The sequence below is a fragment of the Chitinophaga jiangningensis genome, assembly GCF_900142605.1.
Taxonomy (GTDB): Bacteria; Bacteroidota; Bacteroidia; order Chitinophagales; family Chitinophagaceae; genus Chitinophaga; species Chitinophaga jiangningensis.
Window position 1 is genome coordinate 284266 of sequence record NZ_FRBL01000009.1, and the last position, 19073, is coordinate 303338.

Below are 19073 nucleotides of genomic sequence, written 5' to 3' on the forward strand. Positions count from 1 at the left end.
ACGAAAAATAACATGGCAGAATTTGATAGCTTAAGACAAGAACTGGATGATGCGCGTAGCGGCCAGGCCGCTGCACATCTTTCGTTCCTGGCCGCAGGTGAACAGCTGAAACGCATTGCAGCCGAAAAGGAAAACCTGTTAAGGTCTTATAACCCCAACGATCAAACGCAGCAGGCAAAACTGCATGCCCTGGAAAGCCAGGAGAAAACACTGAAAAATGCGGTAGGCCAGCTCCAGGAGGAAGTGAACAGCAGTAAAGCAAAAGCGGCAGACCTCTATAAAAAATTCAGTGTATTTACAGATCCTCGTCAACAGATTTCCCGGCTTAACGATGCCTATCCGTTCCTGTTAATGCCGGTACGTATAGAAACCCGTTTCAAGAAAGTGATGGGTGAGCGACAGGTGCTTAAAGATCAGCTGTGGATCAGAATTTTCCCGGATGATTTTATGATAGACTCATTTGAGGAGATGCTATCTGAAGCGGAGGTAAAAAATGCCGCATACTATTGGGCAAAGTACTGGGAAGCCGGTGGGCTCGAAAGCATGGAACGTGCGGCGTGGAGAGTGATGGTAGATGGCTATGGTTCCGGAAGGGCAGGTTATATCCTGGATAACTATAAGCCGGCGGACCTAACGGGCAGGCCTGAACGGTTGTCGGTCAACGAAATTATTCTCGTGATTACCACCGCCCAGCTGCCGGGGGACATCGCACAGGACGCTTTGAAAGCATACTGGACCAGATCCTGGGTAGGCTACGCCGACCTGGCAGAACAGCAGGGCGCTTTTGAAGACCTGGTGGATGTAGTGGGGCCAGAAAAGGCAAATGAGTATATCACGACTTATAAGCCGGTGAATATTACTGTGCTGCCACCGGAAGATTTGGAGCGGGGAGATGTAGTGGTAAAGGTGGAATTTCTCCAACTACAAAATACAGCAGCGGTAAATACCAAACAACAGTCGTGGTCGCAGGCACCGAAAGTGTTTGTAATGCCGGATCGCTTTGTAGTAACAGGCTACCAGGGGAATAATGTAGGTTTTGAAGTTTTGGGAGAACCTATCCCATCTCCATTAATAGTGGGACCTGACCCGAGCGCCAAGCCGGAAAAACAATTCATCCGCCATGACAATGGCGACCTTACCCTGCACGATGACATCCGGTGGATGTCGGACTTTGAAGCGGCCATTAAAATAGGGCTGGGCTTTAAAATTGATATTACAGCGGAGCAGGTTGCACAGGGTTTCAGCAGGATCAGCGCACTGGGCATCCGCATGAGCGGCAGTGCCGCCAAAGGTCAGGAGTTGCTGGAAACCTTGCTGGAACATCATCGCATCAGCAAAAAAGGCTGTATCATTTTACCGCAGGGCACACCTACTAACAATACAGAAGAGGAAGGCACTTCGCATCAATATATCGATGATCCGGATGAGAGCTACGACAACAGGAAAAAAGATCATCTCTTTGACCTTACTGCCAATATACTGGAAAAGCGTGATGGCCAGTGGCTGGCAGAGGCACTTGGGATCAATCCTGCTGCCTTGCAGAAAGTGCTGAACAGCGATCATACGGATCAGAAGGAAGCTCGCCTGATGAATACGGCACTTTGGCCGGCTACGCTGGGTTACATGATGGAAACCATGATGCATGGCGTATTTACGAACGAGGACATAGCCGCTACCCGCACCTTCTTTAACCGCTATATTTCAGGCCGCAATACCGTTCCTGCCATAAAGGTGGGCAAACAGCCGTATGGTATTCTCCCTGTTACCAACTTTTCCAAGATAGGCTGGTTTAAGCCACATACCCCGGTACCGGGCATTACCGTTGATACAACTGGTATTCCAACCACCGCAATCAACACCGGAAATAACTACCTGCAACGGTTATACGAATTATTGAAAAAGGTAGATGCCGATTTTCTTAAATTATTACCTGCAGTTTCATTTGTAGGCAAAACGAAAGCAGACCCGCACCGCGTACTGCTGGATGTACTGGGCCAGAATGCAGGTACGGTGGAGTTTTACCAGCGGCAGGGCCAAAGTAAGGAAGACTTCATGAACCGTTTCAAGCTGGAAGGCATCTTCTCAGAAATTATTGCGGCGCTACTGGCCGGTGCCTATATTGAAACAGGAAAGGCTTTGCTGAAGCAGCTGGGTTATACTGGTGATGTAACACCTGACATCCTAAATAAATTTTTCTGGGAACAGGCCAATAAACTGAAAGGCCCTGTGGTGGATGATCAGCCCTTATCTGAAACAATGGCTATACGTAAGTATGTAACCGGTGCGGACAACAAAAATTATATCCACTGGCTGATACAGGCAGCACAAACCTCCCATGATGCACTGCGCAAACAGCAGGGTTTCCTGGATGATAAAATTCCTGTCTCGTTACTGTACCTCGTGCTGCACCATGCACTTGACCTGAGTTATGTTGAAGTGAGTCGATTCCTTTACCTGCGGGAAGCCCTGATCACACCCGAGCATGCGAAAGTATTACAACAGGAGCCTCCCTTCATTAACATACAGCAAAAAGCGCCCGTTTCAGAAAGTAAATATCTTTTCCTGTACCAACCCGCGGAGAAAATTACCGGCAGCCCTCATCGCCTGTTAGGAGATCATATTCCCAAGCTCATCAAAATGGATGTAGCTACCGAATATCTCGGCGATCAGCTGGACGCACTGGAATGGCTGAAAGATGTGCCTACCGCCAGGCTGGAAAGGTTATTCACGGAGCATATTGACTGCTGCAGCTATCGGCTGGATGCCTGGAAGAATGGCCTGGTAAATTACCAGCTGACGAAAGTACGTGGGCAGCAGCAAGCTGCCAAAGGAATTTACCTGGGTGCATATGGCTACCTTGAAAATGTAAGATCAGAAAATAAGGTACTTACACCTTTTGTGCCGGAAGGAAAAGAATTACAGGATATTTTTATAAAGGAGGATCCCACACCCATCGTAAAAGATAATACCAACGGAGGTTTTATACTGGCACCATCCGTGAATCATGCCGTTACGGCCTCTATCCTGCGTAACGGGTATATTTCCAATGGCAATCCGGATGCCTTCCGGATTAATCTTTCTTCGGAGCGCGTACGGAAGGCGTTGTCGGTAATTGAAGGTATTCGTGGCGGACAGTCGCTCGGGGCTTTGCTGGGATACTACCTGGAACGTGGGCTGCATGAGTCGCACCCCGGTGTAGAACTGGACTACTATATTTATCAGTTGCGCAAAGCATTTCCCCTGGTGGCCAATAAAGATAAAGATACCAAAGTGGATGAAAGCAGTGACATTCCGATTGATGCCGTGGAGGCTATTGAGGCGAGGAATGTAATAGACGGGCTGGCACTGATCACGCACATTAAAAAAACGGGGCACAGCAGCTATCCGTTCGGCAAGGCCTGGCTGCCGGATTTTACGACGCCTAACCAGGGCATAGCCGTAGCCGCCGAAGTTAAAAATATCCTGGACATCAACGATGCCATCGCTGACGTAGCCATGGCGGAAAGCGTACACCAGGTAGTACAAGGCAATTACGAACGGGGCGCTGCCTCCTTTGATACTTATGCCAAAGGCAACTTCCCTCCCATTCCGGATGTAATCCAGACACCCCGCAGCGGTATTAACCTCACCCATCGGGTGGGACTGCATCTGGAAGCAGGGCTGGATGGCACCCTGGAAGCCACGCCACGGGCACAGGCCGAACCTGCCGTCAACAAATGGCTGAAAAGCATTTTACCCCCTACTGATAAGATCATCTGCCTGGTATCCTACAATGGGGTTACCGATAAGAAGATTACCGCAGCAAACCTGGGCTTGCAGCCAATTGACATCCTCTACACCGTGAACCTGGACAGCGAGCAACAGATGAAAGAGCTGGACGACAGGATCACCTTTCTGGTGATGCAGCAACCTGGCATCCGCCCGGACACAGTGGTGGAGATCAACTACATCAAAGGCATCAGCGGGCATTTCACCTTCTTTGAACTGGCGCCGCTGCTGAATAGCGTGGCTACCTTATTACTGAAATCAAGGGCACTCACGGCAACGGATATACTATTACCAGCTGCTACCAGCCCTGTGGAACCTGGCAAGCAACAACTCAATCCGCAGCGGATTCATACCTGGCGAAATGCCCTGCAATCGCTCGTGGATAATCAACTGAAAGCTTATCTAACGCATATGGATACCCTGTTGTCGGATATGGTGGCTAACCGTAGTCAACAACTCAGCGAAGTGGATCAGCTGATGAATGGGTATGCCGCTATCCTGAATATTGCCGGCGCTGCCGGGCTGCCGCAAACTGGCATCGGCTTTATTTACGAAACAAAGCGCAGTCTCTTCACTTCCCTGCTCACTAAAATAAATGAGCTGGTAACGCGCTGGACGAAAAAGGCAGCCGACTTTGAACAGCTGATGACAGATTATGATGCACTGCCGCTCTCCACTTCTACTGAAGAAAAATTCAACCTGCTGGAACAGGCAAGAGTACTGGTTTCTACGGTAGCCTTAACCTTACCGCCAGACCCAGATACCTATAAAACGCAGCTCATCCCAGTGAAACTGAGCTTCACTGACAAACTGAAAGTATTTCAGGACCTGCTCAGCATCAATACCGACAAGGTATTTGACTTGCTACAGCAAACCAATGCGGCGCTACCAGTGATTGCTTACGATACAGAAGCATTTGAAGTGGCCAGCGTGGAAACAGCTGTTATCAATGCCGTAGAAGACCTGGCAGTAAAGGCACTGGCGCTTTCGACCGACCTGAAAAAACGCCTGCTGAAATCCGGCGACCTGCTCACTGCCTCCGCCGCACTGCCAGACAGCAAAAAGAAAGTAGACCTGTTGCTGGAAGCTGCAAAGCAACTCTTCCAGGAAGATTTCAAACTGGTACCGGAATTTACACCCGGCCATACCAGTGCACAGGAATGGGCCAACAGTCACGCGGCACAAGCCCAGCTGTTGTTGCATAGCCAGGCCAGCACCGACTTCCCGGTAGACGATTGGTTGTACGGTATTGCACGTGTGCGGGAGCATATGCACCATTGGGAAAACACCGTGTTGCTGACAGAAGCATTAGTGAACAAGGAACTGACACTGCATCCGGTGCAGTTCCCCTATAAAAATGCGGACCACTGGCTGGCTGTACCTTACCCGGAAACATACGAGATTGAAAGTGAAAGGTTATTATACACCGCACACTACGCCACCGCTTTTGATGCATCCAAACCACAATGCGGACTGCTGCTGGACGAGTGGACCGAATTGATACCGGCGAAAAAGGAAACTGCCGGCATCGCATTTCATTATGATAAGCCGAATGCGGAACCGCCGCAGGTGATGCTGCTGGCCATGCCGCCGGTGTATACCGGCGCCTGGAATTGGAGCGACCTGCAGGAAATTGTTCATGAAACATTTCAAGCAGCCAAGGCACGGGCAATTGAGCCGGAACAGATAGATACCACCAACTATGCGCGCTTCCTGCCGGCAGTAGTGTCGTCTATGAGTGTGCATCCGATTTCGATTTCACTGAACTACGGGTTCAATAATTCTATTCACGAAATACTGCAAAAGCCCTGATATGAATAAGTATGTAGTTACTGATAACCTTGCAGAAGTATTGGCCAAAAGGAGTCTGCGCACTATTACGCTGTGGAACCGGCTGGAAGGGCGTCCACGTACCGACAACCTGGAACGGGCGCTGAGGGCCGAAGTGCGTGATCCGCTATGGATGCTCACCCGCCAATGGCAGATGGGTGAATTTATTGGCGATGATGCCGGCTCCCCCATATTTTCAAAAATTCATATGGGCAGCACCCACCTCACAAAATACCTTGCCGGAGAAGGGCCGGTACAGGCGTTTACAGACGCCGTGCCGTTGGAAGCACAGGTGGAGCAGCAGCCAATTCCTTTCATTAACGGCACCCAGGAGCTGTCGCTGGACATTCGCCTGCTCATGGGCAGGCAATGGCTGAAGATGGTAGCTGCGGTGGGTGATTACCGTAATTCCTATATTGGTAACTACCCCGTGACTGCTCCGGACAAAGACAAAAAGGAGGATGCTCCCCGCACTGCCCACAAGGAAGTATGGCAGCAGTTTAATGCCGTTGCGGGCAGAAGTATGGATGGCGTTAAGTTGCTATTACACTTGCAAAACCCTGCGCATCATGCATGGGATAATATTCCGGAACTGGCGGGCGACGGAACGAAACAGGCAGCCGTAGATGCGGTGGCCGGGAGGTTTATTGCCTGGTTCCGCAAGTTATTTTATCAACCTGAGGATCCTGCTACCACTGCATGGAAACCTTCCAGCCTGGAATACCAGTTTGCCTGCTCTGCACCAGTGGAGGGCACTGAAAAAGTATTAACGGCTGATCAATACTATCATGGCCACCTGGACTGGTACAACCTCGACATAGACCCCAAACAAACTACATTGGGTGATACTCCACCCCCGCCGCCGGATACAGAGTTGCCGGTTACCAATACCTTTCTGCCAGTGCCGGTGCAGTTCGACGGTATGCCTAACACGCGTTGGTGGGCGTTTGAGGATGGCCGCACAAACCTGGGGAAACTAAATCCAGGCCCTACCGACCTGGGCAAGCTCCTGTACATTGAATTTGCGCTGGTATATGCCAATGACTGGTTCCTCCTGCCCTTTACACTGGATGCAGGTAGTATTGCCCGCATCAAAGGCATGACGGTGACCAATGTATTTGGTGAAAGAACATGGATAGAAGCCGCTGGCCGCGGCCTGGACGATGCCTGGAATAAGTGGAGCATGTTTACCCTGAACACCAAAGGAAAAGGCCCTGAAAAAACGGATAATAGTCTGCTGATACTACCTGTTGCTCCTAAAATGCTGGAAGGTGCGCCACTGGAAGAAATCCACCTTATCCGCGATGAAGTAGCCAATATGGTATGGGCGGTAGAAACCACGGTTCCATTAGCTACCGGCTGGGGCAAATCCGGCGGGGAAGCTGCCGTGGAGCTACGCCGCAAATATCAGCAATTACTGGACGCCTCCGGTCCACTGCCGCCAGCCGTACCACTGATTCCCAATGAAGCGGCCATTCGATATGAGGTGATGAACACCGTACCGGAAAACTGGATTCCGTTCATCCCTGTGCAAAAGGATGCAGGTAAAAGGGCCGTACACCTCCAACGTGCAGCGATGCCAAGAATACTGGATAATGATACTTCCGGTAAACCGGAAAAAATAAAACCACGTACCCCCTTGTTGCGCGAAGGCCTGGATAAAGGGCTGGGCTATTTTATTAATGAAGAAGAAGTACCGCGCGCAGGCAGTAACGTGTACCGGGCGTATCAGCGTACACGGTGGTATAACGGCGGGATATTCACGTGGCTGGGGACACGCAAACAGACCGGCAGAGGCGAAGGAGCGAGTAATTTGGCGTTTGACAGGATATTGAAGAAATAAATAACTTTAAGATACCTGACATGTAAAGGCTCTCCACAAGAGAGCCTTTTTTTATAGCAGAAATCCCAGCGTTTCATTAATTTAGGATTTTAACACAGTTATTCCACGTTCATGATGCTTCCAGGAGTCACGATGCATTCCACCAAAACCGCCCCTGCCATCTCCCTAAAAACCTTTTTAACAGCATTACTCTGCTGCATACTCACCTGCATGAAAGCCCAGCAACCGGTAACTATTCACCCCGGCACCAACGAGTATATCTTTACCTATTCGCAGATCCATTGGCTGGAAGACACATCCGGCAACCTGACATTCCAGGAGGTAAGGCGACTGGATACTGCAGCTGCATTTCAACCCAACACCGGCTATTATCCAAAGAACGTACATCAGTCCTCCGCATACTGGTTTAAAGTAAGAGTAACGCTGACTGACTCTATTGCTGCCAACCAGCGCATCATCGAATTCTTCGACCAAACCATAGACGATCTTACGGTTTACCTGCCGCAGGCCAATGGGGAATATATATCCTCGCACTCCGGTGCCGGCGTGCATTTCAGCTACCGGCTGTACCGGCATAAGAATTTCGAATTTCAGATTCCTGATTTGTCAAAGGGTACCTATACCTACTATGTGCGGGTGAAGTCGTTGAATGAGATCAATTTTATCATGGTTTACCGCAGCATGGTGCGGTTTATTAACTATGCCCTGGTGGAGTATATCACGTATGGACTCTTCTACGGCATGATCCTCGTTTTCTGTTTTTACAACCTGCTGATGCTGCTGGCTACCGGCCTTAGCCACTACCTGTATTACGTGCTGTACATCGTTAGTGTGGGACTCTTTGAAATGAGCACCGACGGGATAGCATTCCAGTTTATCTGGCCGGGCTACCCGGGGCTGAATGTATACATGTATGGCATATCGCTATATTGCATGAGCATATTTGCGCTCATTTTCGCCAGAACACTGTTGCGGGTTAAACGACAAAGCCCTGTGCTATACAGGGTTTTAAACGGGATTATCCTCCTGCGCACCATTTATTTCCTCATCTGCCTGCTATTGAAAAAAGAATGGTTTATCTATAAATTTCTGGATTTTATCCCGCTGTTTGCGTCCTTTATTGCCGGTTTAATCATCTGGTACAAAGGCTTTAAGCCTGCGCGCTTTTTTGTGCTGGGATATGCGTTACTGTTTGCAGGGGCTATTGTAAAACTGGTAAATGTATTAGGACTGGTAAGCGGAAACCTGGCAGTAGCGGCCCACTATGGACTGGTGCTGGGGTTTGTACTGGAAATGGTATTCCTTTCTTTTTCCATTGGTGATCAGGTAAGGTTACTACGAAAAGAGAAAAAACAAGCCCAGGATGACGCGTTTTTCCATATACAGCGCAACCTGAAACTACAGGCCAACATCAACCAGCAGCTGGAAGAACAGGTAGCCGCACGCACCGAACAACTGGCGCTTCAGGCACAGGAAATTTACGAGCAGGCGCAGGAAATTGCCCGTATGAATAAACTACTTGAAAAAGATAACGAAGTACTTAAAACTAATATTGAAAAAATAACGGATGCCCGTATAACCGCTACCGAGCTTACTTTTGAAGAGTTCAGCCATAAGTACCCGGACCAGGAGAAATGTTACCAGTTCCTGGCAGATTTAAAATGGAACAATGGCTTCTCCTGTAAAAAATGTAATTACACTAACTTCAGCAAAGGCCGCAGACCTTACAGTCGCCGCTGCAACAAATGTGCTTACGAGGAATCCCCCCTTAACGACACTATTTTTGAAAACAACCGGATACCGATCAATAAAGCTTTTTATATCGTGTACCTGGTATTCATCACAAAAGGTAATATCTCTTCCTACCAGATTGCTGAAAAAACCGGTATGCGCCAGGGCACTTGCTGGGCATACGCTGTACGGATTAAAAATCTCCTGGATGCTACCAAAAAAAATAAAAAAACCAGTTGGACGGATTTGATCAGGAAAACATAAATCAGAACGCTATGCGCGTACCAACCAAAACTTTCCGCGCATTTGCAAAGGCACCATTGAATCGCGTGGTTTGTACAGCGCCGGAAGCAAGGTACAACTCATCTGTACCAGTCCCGGTAGCAGCATGATTGTACGCACCGGCAATATATAACGACAGATATTGATTCAATTTAAATACCGTGGCAGCATTTAAGCGTAACTCGAATCCTTTAGCCCGTTGCTTAAAACTAACCGGATGCTGAAAGGCGTCAATCAGGTTCCAGTCCGCTTCAGCAGCGTAGTGCATTTGACTGTATTGCAGTTCAGCCTGTACATCCATCCAGGAAGTTACCTGATAGCAACCATTCACACCTCCCGACAATCCTTTCCAGCTGGTTTGATAGGTACAACGCAGATGCTTTTGTCCGGGTACCGGTGCGGTGTAATTAAGCAGCAATAAAGCTTCCCTGTTTGCCGTATAACCGGCAATTGCCGACAGCTGCAGCCGCTTACGCAGCAGAAAATTAAAACCGCCAAAAATACGGCAGGTCCATATCGAACCCTCGTCACTTCTCAATTCCGCCTGGTATGTTGGCAGGCTGCGGTTATTATCTCCATAATCTGTATCAGTAGCACTTCCGGATGTAATAAAGCATTTGGAAACCTCCGCGCCTGCAAACACCCGCCTGACAGGACTAAATTTCAGCCTACCCTGCAGCAGTGGACCGCTTAATGCACGCCACTTCACTTCCGACAGTACGTTCCTGTTGTTTCCCGCAATCGACCAGCGAAGGTTTGTCACCTGATAGCCACCAGATAATTCAACCTCCTGTGACCGTACGGCCATACAACTAACCAATAAAATAGCGGTTAGAAAAAATAATTTCATGGGCTGAAAATTGGTTTACCCACCGCAGTATGCTGCGGTGGGTAAACTGAATGGAAATAATTATTGATTCACACCAAATGCTTCCCATCCGGAAATACTGGTACGGTTACACGTCATAGGCTGCGTTCCATTTTCAGAACTTACATACAGCCCATTGTTGCCCCGCAGGGATATTTTACCGTCCGCATTCACCACCCAGTCAAACTTCTCCCAGTCGCCTATGGTAGTGCGGTTACAGGTGATAGCCTGGGCACCATTTTCGGACGACACATATTTTCCCATGGCCTGCAAGGCAATTTTTCCGCCGCCGGCATCCACCACGGTAAATGTTTCCCAACCGGAAGCGGTAGTCCTGTTACAGGTCATGGCCTGGGTACCATTTTCGCTGCTTACATACCCGTTATTAAAGCCTTTCAGGGTAATACTCTGGCCAACAGGCGCAGTTGGCGTAGTGCCGCCACCGTTACCTGACCATTTGAAGGTAGTAGCGGCCCCACCGGGGATGGTATAGGTAAACGACTGACTTCCCCATTTCACTTTGAAAGAAACGCTGGAAGAGCTGTTGTTGAAAGCCAGTAGCACTTTAGAACCATCGCTGTTTTTAAACGCAGTTGTCTGAATGCTACCTGAACTGTTGGAGCCAATGCGCACGGCGCCCGGTTGTACAAATTTTGACACGTGTGCAATGATGTAATAACCCACCCTGCGGGTAATAGTGCTGCCGTCGATCGTCACCGCACCCCGGGATACCGTACTGCCGCCAGGGGTATGCGGTCCTCCCTGCGAATCGCTCACCAGGTTCCATTCCAATACAGCCTTGGACCAGTTGTTAATAGAGCCGATTACCACATTCTGAATATGCCAGGACAAGTCACCAGAGAAGCTGCCGGTAGTGGAAGTATACTGCTCGGTAAAATATACATTCTTGTTGGTGGCATTTTTCACGGTGGTCATGGCGGAAATATTACCACCATACAGGTGAAACGCGGAGCCATCCACATAGGAGCTGTTGTTAGCCACATAAATCGGGAACTCCGTATTATCACAATTGTGGTCGTAGCAAATGATTTTACAATTGAAGCCGGCACCCCGCAACTTAGGACCCATATAGCTGTTGATCAGTCCCAGTTCATTTTCTTTGGTAAGCGTCATACTGGGCTCGTTATAGGGGTTCAGCGGCTCATTCTGCGGCGTTACTGCCCATATTTCAATACCCTGTGCACGCATGGCGTTCATATAGTCCAGCCAGTACTGTCCGTAGCTTTCATAGTTTTCTGCCTTCAGGGTACCGCCTACAAAGGAGCCGTTGGTTTTCATCCAGGTAGGGGCACTCCAGGGTGTTGCCAGCACCTTGATGGCCGGGTTAATCGCCAGGATCTTCTTTAAAATCGGGATAGTATAAGTAAGATCGGGGCCTGCCAGGCTAAAGGACGCACCATCCCGATAGGTGTAGGAATAGTCACTCAGGTCAGTAGCGCCCACGCCTATACGCACTACGGAGAGGCCTATACCGCTGGAAGGACTGAACAATTCGTTTAACAGGGAGTTTTGAGCGGTGGCCGACAGATTACTGATTAACTTGGCACTGCCCTGGGTGAGGGTAAATCCGAATCCGTCCATACTCTGATAGGTGGTGGATTCATTTACCGTGATGGTAGTGGCCGCGGTGCCGGCATCAGGCGCAAAGGTAACATTGCCCTGCTGTTGCAGCAGCTGGCTCTGGCTGCCGGTAGTTTGCCAGATGCTCACGGATTCATTGGCCCTGACGGTAGTGCTGCCCGCCCCTTCTTCAGGTGTATAGATATTCTTTTTACAGGCAAATAGTGCAATACATAGCATGCCCACGGCGGCAAGCCGCAGATAGTTTTTCTTCATAATGTGGAATTTTTATTGGTTATAAACTGGGTATGTGCTTCATCTTGTGGTGATGGTTATCGGGTGTTTCATCATCGTGGTCTTACTATCAAACTTTTGACTTAACGGGAAAGGCTATATGAACGTTTCTGCTCATCTAATTCACCAAATTTATCAAAATAAAAGGCAAAAAAACAAGGAAATTTTGTCACAAACACATGATTTTCAATATGTAAGAAAGGTATTTAATTCACTTAAATCACATATCACATCAGTAGGCAGGTGCTGAACAGCACCGTATTGCAGGAAAGTTTAGGTGTAACGCCATTAACTTTAATACACTAAAAAAACATGTAAATTTTCCCAATTGTAGTGGACTTGCTCTAACCTTCGCGACATCTTTTGGGATTCAAATCCAGGCCCGGCTGCTTCTACCCCCCCAACTCCAACTGATTCTTTACCAAATCAAAATAATTATTCTTCCTGGCCACCAATTGCTGATGGGTGCCAAATTCAACGATCTGGCCTTCTTTCAAAACAATAATCTGGTCTGCATTTTTTACGGTCGACAACCGGTGGGCAATGATCACCACCGTTTTCCCTTTAAAGAAGGTCTGCAAATTATCGTGTATTACTTTTTCATTCTCGGCATCCAGTGCGGAGGTAGCCTCATCGAAAAAGAGGAACTGGGGATTTTTATAAACGGCCCGCGCAATTAAAATCCGTTGTCGCTGCCCCCCGGAAATACCGCTGCCAGCGGCGCCAATCTTCGTATTCAGCTGCAGCGGCAGCTGCTCCACAAAGGAATTGATGTTCGCGATGCGCATGGCATGTACTAGCCGCTCCATATCAATTTCTTCAGCTCCGCATACTATATTGCGCAAAATAGTATCTCCAAAAATAAACCCATCCTGTAACACCACCCCACTGTTGCGCCGCAGCCATAGGTGCGTGACTTCCTGCAAGGGCCTTTCTCCCAGATAAATCTGCCCCTTTACCGGCTCATAAAATTTCAGCAGCAGCTTCATAAGCGTGGTTTTCCCGCTACCGCTGGCCCCCACTATCGCTGTTACTTTTCCCTGGGGTATATGCAGGTTTATATTTTTTAAAACATAGGGAGATGCTGGTCCCTCGTACTGAAAATCTATACCGGAGAGTCGGAAATCAAGGCCGGGGTCAGTGTATCCACTACCGTTACTATGAACGGATACGGTCTCCCCTGCGTCCTCTTCCTGGTGCTGCTGCACTTCGTTTAGTCGCGCCATACTTAGCCTCGCATCCTGTAAAGATCTGAAGAAGTTCACCAGCTGATTGATAGGCGTATTCATTTGTCCAATAATATAGGACACGCTGAGCAAGGCCCCCAGCGTCATATGGCCGGTTACCACCAGCGATGCCGCCATAAAAGTCACCAGTATATTTTTCAGCTGGTTAAGGAATTCAAAGCCGGACAGCTGCACCTGGTTTAAACGCAAACTGCGGATATTGATTTTAAAAATCTTATGCTGAATCTTCTCCCACTCTGTCCGCTTATAATCCTCAAACTGGTTCAGCTTCATCTCTGTAACGCCATTGATGATCTCAAATATTGACTGCTGGTTTTCACTCCTCAGCTGAAACCGGAAATAATCCAGTATTTTGCGCTGTTTCATCCAGTACAGCGACCATCCAACCGCTACAGCACTGAGCCCCAGGTAAATCAGGAGCAATTGTGGATGGTAATACCACAGCACACCAAAAAACACCAGGAAGGTAATCATGGAGAAAAAAGTCAGCAAACTCTGCGAAGTCAGGAAAGTTTCTATCCTATCGTGATCGGCTATACGCTGGTTGAAATCGCCCATTAGCTTGGTGTCAAAAAATTTAATGGGCAACTTCAATAACTTCCGCAGGAAATCTGATATTATCTGAATATTCACCTTCGTGGCTACCACCATCATCATCCAGTTGCGCAGCAATTCCATCCCCAGAGAGCCCAGGTACAAGCTTAGCTGTGCCAGCAATATCAGCGTAATAAAATGCAGGTCCTTACCATTTACACCACTGTCAATAAGGCGCTGCGTAAGAAACGGAAACGTCAGCGAAATACAGGACCCAAACAACAGCAGCAGCAACATCCAAACCAACGGGCGTTTGTGAGGTACCAGGTAATTAAACAGGTACCGGATAGAGGCATTATTTTCCTTTGGCGGATCAAAGTTATCGAAGGCTGGTGTGGGGTGTAAAAACAAAGCTACGCCCTCCTCCCCGTCTGACAACCACTGCCGCTCAAAGCGCTCTTTGGATAAGGTGATAAATCCATGGGCCGGGTCGGCAATGGTAAACAACAACTTTCCGGTAAATAACTGCCGCTGCACCTTACTTAGTACCACAAAATGATTCTGGTTCCAGTGCAGGATGGCCGGCAACGGTGTATTTTCTTCCGTCAGCATATCCGTGGTCAGTTTCCCTGGCAGTACCTCCATCCCTATTCGCTGCGCTGCCTCGCTGATTCCGAGCAGGGAAACCCCTTCCCTGGAAAGAAAGGAATGTTCCCGCAGGTAGGTCAACCCATAGGTTTTACCGAAATAAGAAGCCACCATGGCCAGGCAGGCAGGCCCGCAATCCATCTGATCATGCTGAGGAAAAAATTTCATCTTATATACTTGTAGTCTGTTGGTCTAAAAACATTTCCAGCACCAGTTGCTTTTTACTGTTTTCATCAAATTCATGTACACAATACTCCTTATCCAGGTTTTCCAGTACCATCTGGCTGCAACCACCGCCACAGATAGGCATGATAGAACATTCCTGACAAGGCTTGTTGGTGAGTTTTGGGGTAAGCCTGCGCGTATGCTGCTCATTCCAGATGATTTCGCCCTGCTCGTTTAACACCCCTTCCTTATTCTTCTGGTTGAAGTCACGGGCGTTACACTTATATACGTCCCCGTTATAATTGATCACCGCTTCGTTTACTTTGTCCGCATAGCAGGAGCTGCGTACTGTATCCGCCAGGATAGCGCTTCTGTGGAAAATATGACGCTGTTTGGCATATTCTTTAAATTCGGCTACCCGTTGTACCAGTTCAGGCGTACCCGGCTCCTGGAAAACTTTTTGCATAGAAAGTGAGATCAGGCTTTTTTCCTCCACCGTCAGATCTTCCAGGTCGTTGATCACATCTTCCAAGCCATTTAAATTGGCTGCGGTGAAATTGATGCGCAGGGTCACAATAAATCCATTTCTCGCAAGGTCCTTTATGTTGGCAATAATCTTATCATAAGAGCCCCTGGATTTAGATACAAAGCGTACCTGGTCGTGCTGATCGCGGTTGCCGTCCAGTGTAATCTGAAACCCGGAAACGATATATCCTTTCAGCTCTTCAATGATTTCCTTGTCGATCAGCAGGCCGTTAGAGGTGATGGATATTTGCAACTCCTTACCCAGCCTGTCGGTAATCGCTTTGGCCCGCTTCATTAAAATACTCATCTTATCGTAAAACAGCAAGGGTTCACCACCGAAAAACGAGAGACTGAATATTTCAATACTGGGGTTTTGCTGAAAGATATTTTCTATCAGCAGTTCAATCTTATCAATCACATCATCTGTTATTTTTGATTTCCGCTCGTGATTTTCATAGCAGTACCAGCAGCTGAAATTACAGTTCATGGTGGGGTTTACAATCAAATGGAAATAGTGATTCTGGTTGTCAATACTGCTGATCAGATCGCGGGCACGCTGCAATTCGTCTATTTCCTCTTCCACAATAAATCCCAGCTGTACCAGGGCGTCATAAAAATCTTCATGAATTTCGTGGAGTTCTTCGAGGTCCGCCGGTGTTTTTACCACCATCAGCATATCATACAGGGAGCTATCCAGCAACAGAAATTTATTGGCAAAGGAATTATGATAAACAATGGCTTCACCATATGGAACGGCGGTGTTAAATCGACTTAATTTCATACGATTGGGTTTAGAAGGCTTACTTAAAGAGCCGGTTTTAGCATGCTAAAACCGGCTTTAACGATTGAAATCATTTGCAAGCGCAAGCACAGGTATGACCAGAAGCCACATCCACGTTTACGTTTACTGGTTCTGTTTTAATAGGCTCAGTGGCACCAAATGCAGAGAATCCACCTTTCAGTTTGCCCTGTTCGTTCTGTTTCAGCGGAGTTACTTTTTTCTCCAGACCTTTTAAATTGTTTTTTGCTTTCATGGTTTTAAGTTTTAAGTATCATGCTTACTCTCTTCAGGATTTTCAGCAATCTCCTTGTTGCAACGAGTTTCACTGTATAGTGCTAAAGTCTTTGTCGGCTTTCATTATCCGTACTCACGCGCTGGTTACTTACTTTCCGCTTGTTGTCGAAAGTATATTGTACGGAAAATAGTATGCTGCGGGTGAGGCGTTTCATGTAGAAGTAAGAAGTAAAATCCCGGTAATACGACAGGTTCTCATCAATGCGGGTATTAAAAATATCATTGCCACGCATCATCAGTATGAGTCCAGCCCGCGGAATAGTCTTCCTTAATACCACATCTGTCTTGTATTTCGGCTCTCCCAACAAGTTTTTGTTACGATACCGGTGCTGATAGTTGTTAAACAAATCAACTGACCAGCTATTGGAAAGATTAAAATGGAAGTAGATATTATTGTAAAAAGACAGGCCGGCGGTATTCACCCCATCGATCGCTTCAAAGTCATTATAAAAAATACCGGTACTGATGCTGGCATAAAACCATTTGGTCACATTACCGCTGTAATTATGGTCGATCCCCGTTTCATAAAATCGTCCAAAGTTTTGGGGCTGGAAATAATTCACCAGGTTATTGTCCGTATAGTAAGCGCCCTGAATAGTGTTCACCGTTTTTCTTCCAAAAATGGTCAACGATTGGGCGGGCAAATCCAGGCTCAGCTCACCTATATCTGTCAAAAATGGTTGCAGGTAAGGGTTCCCTACCTGGTACAAATAATCATTTTGCTTAACCGTATAGGGGTTTAAATCCGCAAATGAAGGACGGGTAATGCTACGTTTATAATTAACGGAAAAGCTCTTATTATCTGTCCAATTATATTTATAGTAGATGTTAGGGAACAGCCTGGCATAATGCTGACTCACCTCTTGATGATTTATCCTGTTAAACCCGTTAACAGCCGTACGCTCTCCTCTAAGCCCGGCTTTTATAAAGTGGTGCTTCCATTGCCTGCTGGCCATGGCATATCCGGCAAGAATGCTTTCCTGGTTGTCGAAGTCCTGGTGCTGATTTTGGTCAATCACCCATTCGTTATCTTTGAGGAACTGCGGGATTAATACGTTGCTGCGCCGTACGTTTCCATATTTTATCCCAGCCTGCAGGTCCATACCATTGCTCATTTTCCGGGTCCAATCCAGCTGCAGGGTATAATAATCGGATAAAGCAGTAGTATGGTAGATGTAATGGCCGTTTCTGCTCGCATCCCCGGGATAGCTGGTTTGTACGTTGTTAAAGGGTACGCTGTTATCTCTTCCAATATCACCAATAAACTGCAGGCTACTGCCCAGGGTATCGGGTTTATAGCCATAGTTCAATGTAACGTACCAGGGCTTATTCTCAAACCCGGAAACGGAATGGATATTACTATTTACCGGCGCTGTATTCTTCACCGTCAGCTGCTGGGTACCGTACTCATTGAAGTTGAAGTCGTTTTTATTAAAGTAGGCCTCTGCGCCAAACTCATTTCTGTTATCCGGATAGTATACCAGGCCGGTTCTGAGGTCCAAACTGTTATCCTGCTGCACAAAGGTGGCTGTATTGGTATTGGTAACGCCGGATTGATAGGCAAAAGTTCCGTTTGTTTTACCGAGGTCACGGTTACGGCTATATCCAAGTACCGAATATACTGCCAGCTTTTCTGAACCGTAATTCAGGTTCAGGTTACCATTATAGGTACCATAATCCTCTTTCCGGAACAGGTAGGAAGTTTTAGCAATTGCTCTGAAGCCGTTCAGCTTCTTTTTCAGCACGAGGTTTACCATGCCTCCGCCTGCATTGGCATCCTGCTCTGCCGACGCGGCATTTTGTATTTCGATGCGTTTAATATCTTCCGAATTAAGACCTGACAAGAAACTGCCCAGCGCCGCACCCTGTAAGGTGGATTTCCTGCCGTTGATAAGGAGCGTCACCCTCCTGTTGCCCATGATCACCTCTCCGTCAGCTCCTACTGTAAGCTTAGGGCTACGCTGCAATACTTCCACCGCACTAAATCCTTTTGAGAGGAAACTGTTTTCAACATTAAAGATCAACTTGTCGCCCACCTGTTCCACCAGCTTACGATTAGCCGTAATAGTTACACCTGATAGGTTACTGCCGGCAACGGCAAATATTCGTATATCCATGACCGTATCCCGGCATATCTGCATTGTATTTGCCCAAATTTTATCACCCAGGTATTTCACCACCTGCTGATATTTGCCAGGTGAGATATCAGTGAGTGTATAACTCCCGGTACTATCAGCAAAGCCAATACGAACGGGGATGCTATCCTGCAGCAACTCGACAGTAGCAAAAGCAATAGGGTGGAATGTGCTGTCTGTAATTTTACCGGCAATGCGGTGCTGGCCCCAAAGTGGCTGGCAGCAATACATCACCAGTACCAGTGTAACTAGTGCCGTCTGTTTACTCATTATTCGAATATTTACATGGTTATCCGGCTGGACTTAACACCAGGAAAAGTTAGGGCAAAGAATTACAGGAGGAGTGTTCACTCCAAAAAAGTGCTGTTAGTAATACTCGACAAAACTGTAACCCGAAAAAGTGAACTAAACTCAGTTAGCCGGACAGTCAGAATGATTTTAATTTTAAATAAACAGGTTAATACTAATGGTTATTTGAGTCCTTTGATTCGTCAGCCGTTTCTAGGTAGTAGGAGGATTAACGTTGGGTCTTCACTACTTTCTCTCC

The 19073-nt window shown here is 47.6% G+C and carries 9 protein-coding genes; 3 read left to right on the forward strand and 6 right to left on the reverse strand.

Translation table 11 applies throughout. The features are described 5' to 3' along the window. Positions 1-12 precede the first annotated feature (12 nt). The 3 genes from BUB18_RS23435 to BUB18_RS23445 all read left to right on the forward strand — a co-directional run bounded on the left by BUB18_RS23435 (position 13) and on the right by BUB18_RS23445 (position 9436). Positions 13-5580 (forward strand): hypothetical protein, encoded by a 5568-nt coding sequence (locus tag BUB18_RS23435; RefSeq protein ID WP_073085718.1) that lies wholly within the window; start codon positions 13-15, stop codon positions 5578-5580. Position 5581: 1 nt separating this feature from the next. Next, a complete protein-coding gene (locus tag BUB18_RS23440) occupies positions 5582-7441 on the forward strand; it encodes a hypothetical protein (RefSeq protein WP_073085719.1) in 1860 nt (619 codons plus the stop codon). A 111-nt stretch (positions 7442-7552) separates the two neighbouring features. After that, on the forward strand, positions 7553-9436 hold the full coding sequence (locus BUB18_RS23445; protein WP_245805728.1) for a 7TM diverse intracellular signaling domain-containing protein: 1884 nt from the start codon (positions 7553-7555) through the stop codon (positions 9434-9436). A gap of 1 nt (position 9437) precedes the next feature. Here BUB18_RS23445 and BUB18_RS23450 read toward each other — a convergent pair whose 3' ends face one another. From BUB18_RS23450 to BUB18_RS23475, 6 genes are all read right to left on the reverse strand, one after another. Next, entirely contained in the window at positions 9438-10304 is an 867-nt protein-coding gene (locus BUB18_RS23450) for a hypothetical protein (RefSeq protein ID WP_143160072.1), read from the reverse strand. 60 nt (positions 10305-10364) lie between these two features. Next, positions 10365-12179, reverse strand: coding sequence for a glycoside hydrolase family 30 beta sandwich domain-containing protein (locus BUB18_RS23455; RefSeq protein ID WP_073085723.1), 1815 nt, complete (start codon positions 12177-12179; stop codon positions 10365-10367). A gap of 410 nt (positions 12180-12589) precedes the next feature. Continuing rightward, the gene (locus tag BUB18_RS23460; protein WP_073085725.1) at positions 12590-14794 is read right to left on the reverse strand and encodes a peptidase domain-containing ABC transporter; all 2205 of its coding nucleotides are present in this window, start codon (positions 14792-14794) and stop codon (positions 12590-12592) included. A 1-nt stretch (position 14795) separates the two neighbouring features. Beyond that, a complete protein-coding gene (locus BUB18_RS23465; protein WP_073085727.1) occupies positions 14796-16097 on the reverse strand; it encodes a radical SAM/SPASM domain-containing protein in 1302 nt (433 codons plus the stop codon). 70 nt (positions 16098-16167) lie between these two features. Continuing rightward, complete coding sequence (locus BUB18_RS23470; protein WP_073085729.1) at positions 16168-16350, reverse strand: hypothetical protein; 183 nt, start codon at positions 16348-16350, stop codon at positions 16168-16170. Positions 16351-16432: 82 nt separating this feature from the next. Further along, complete coding sequence (locus BUB18_RS23475) at positions 16433-18796, reverse strand: TonB-dependent receptor domain-containing protein (RefSeq protein ID WP_073085731.1); 2364 nt, start codon at positions 18794-18796, stop codon at positions 16433-16435. Between the last annotated feature and the right edge of the window lie 277 nt (positions 18797-19073).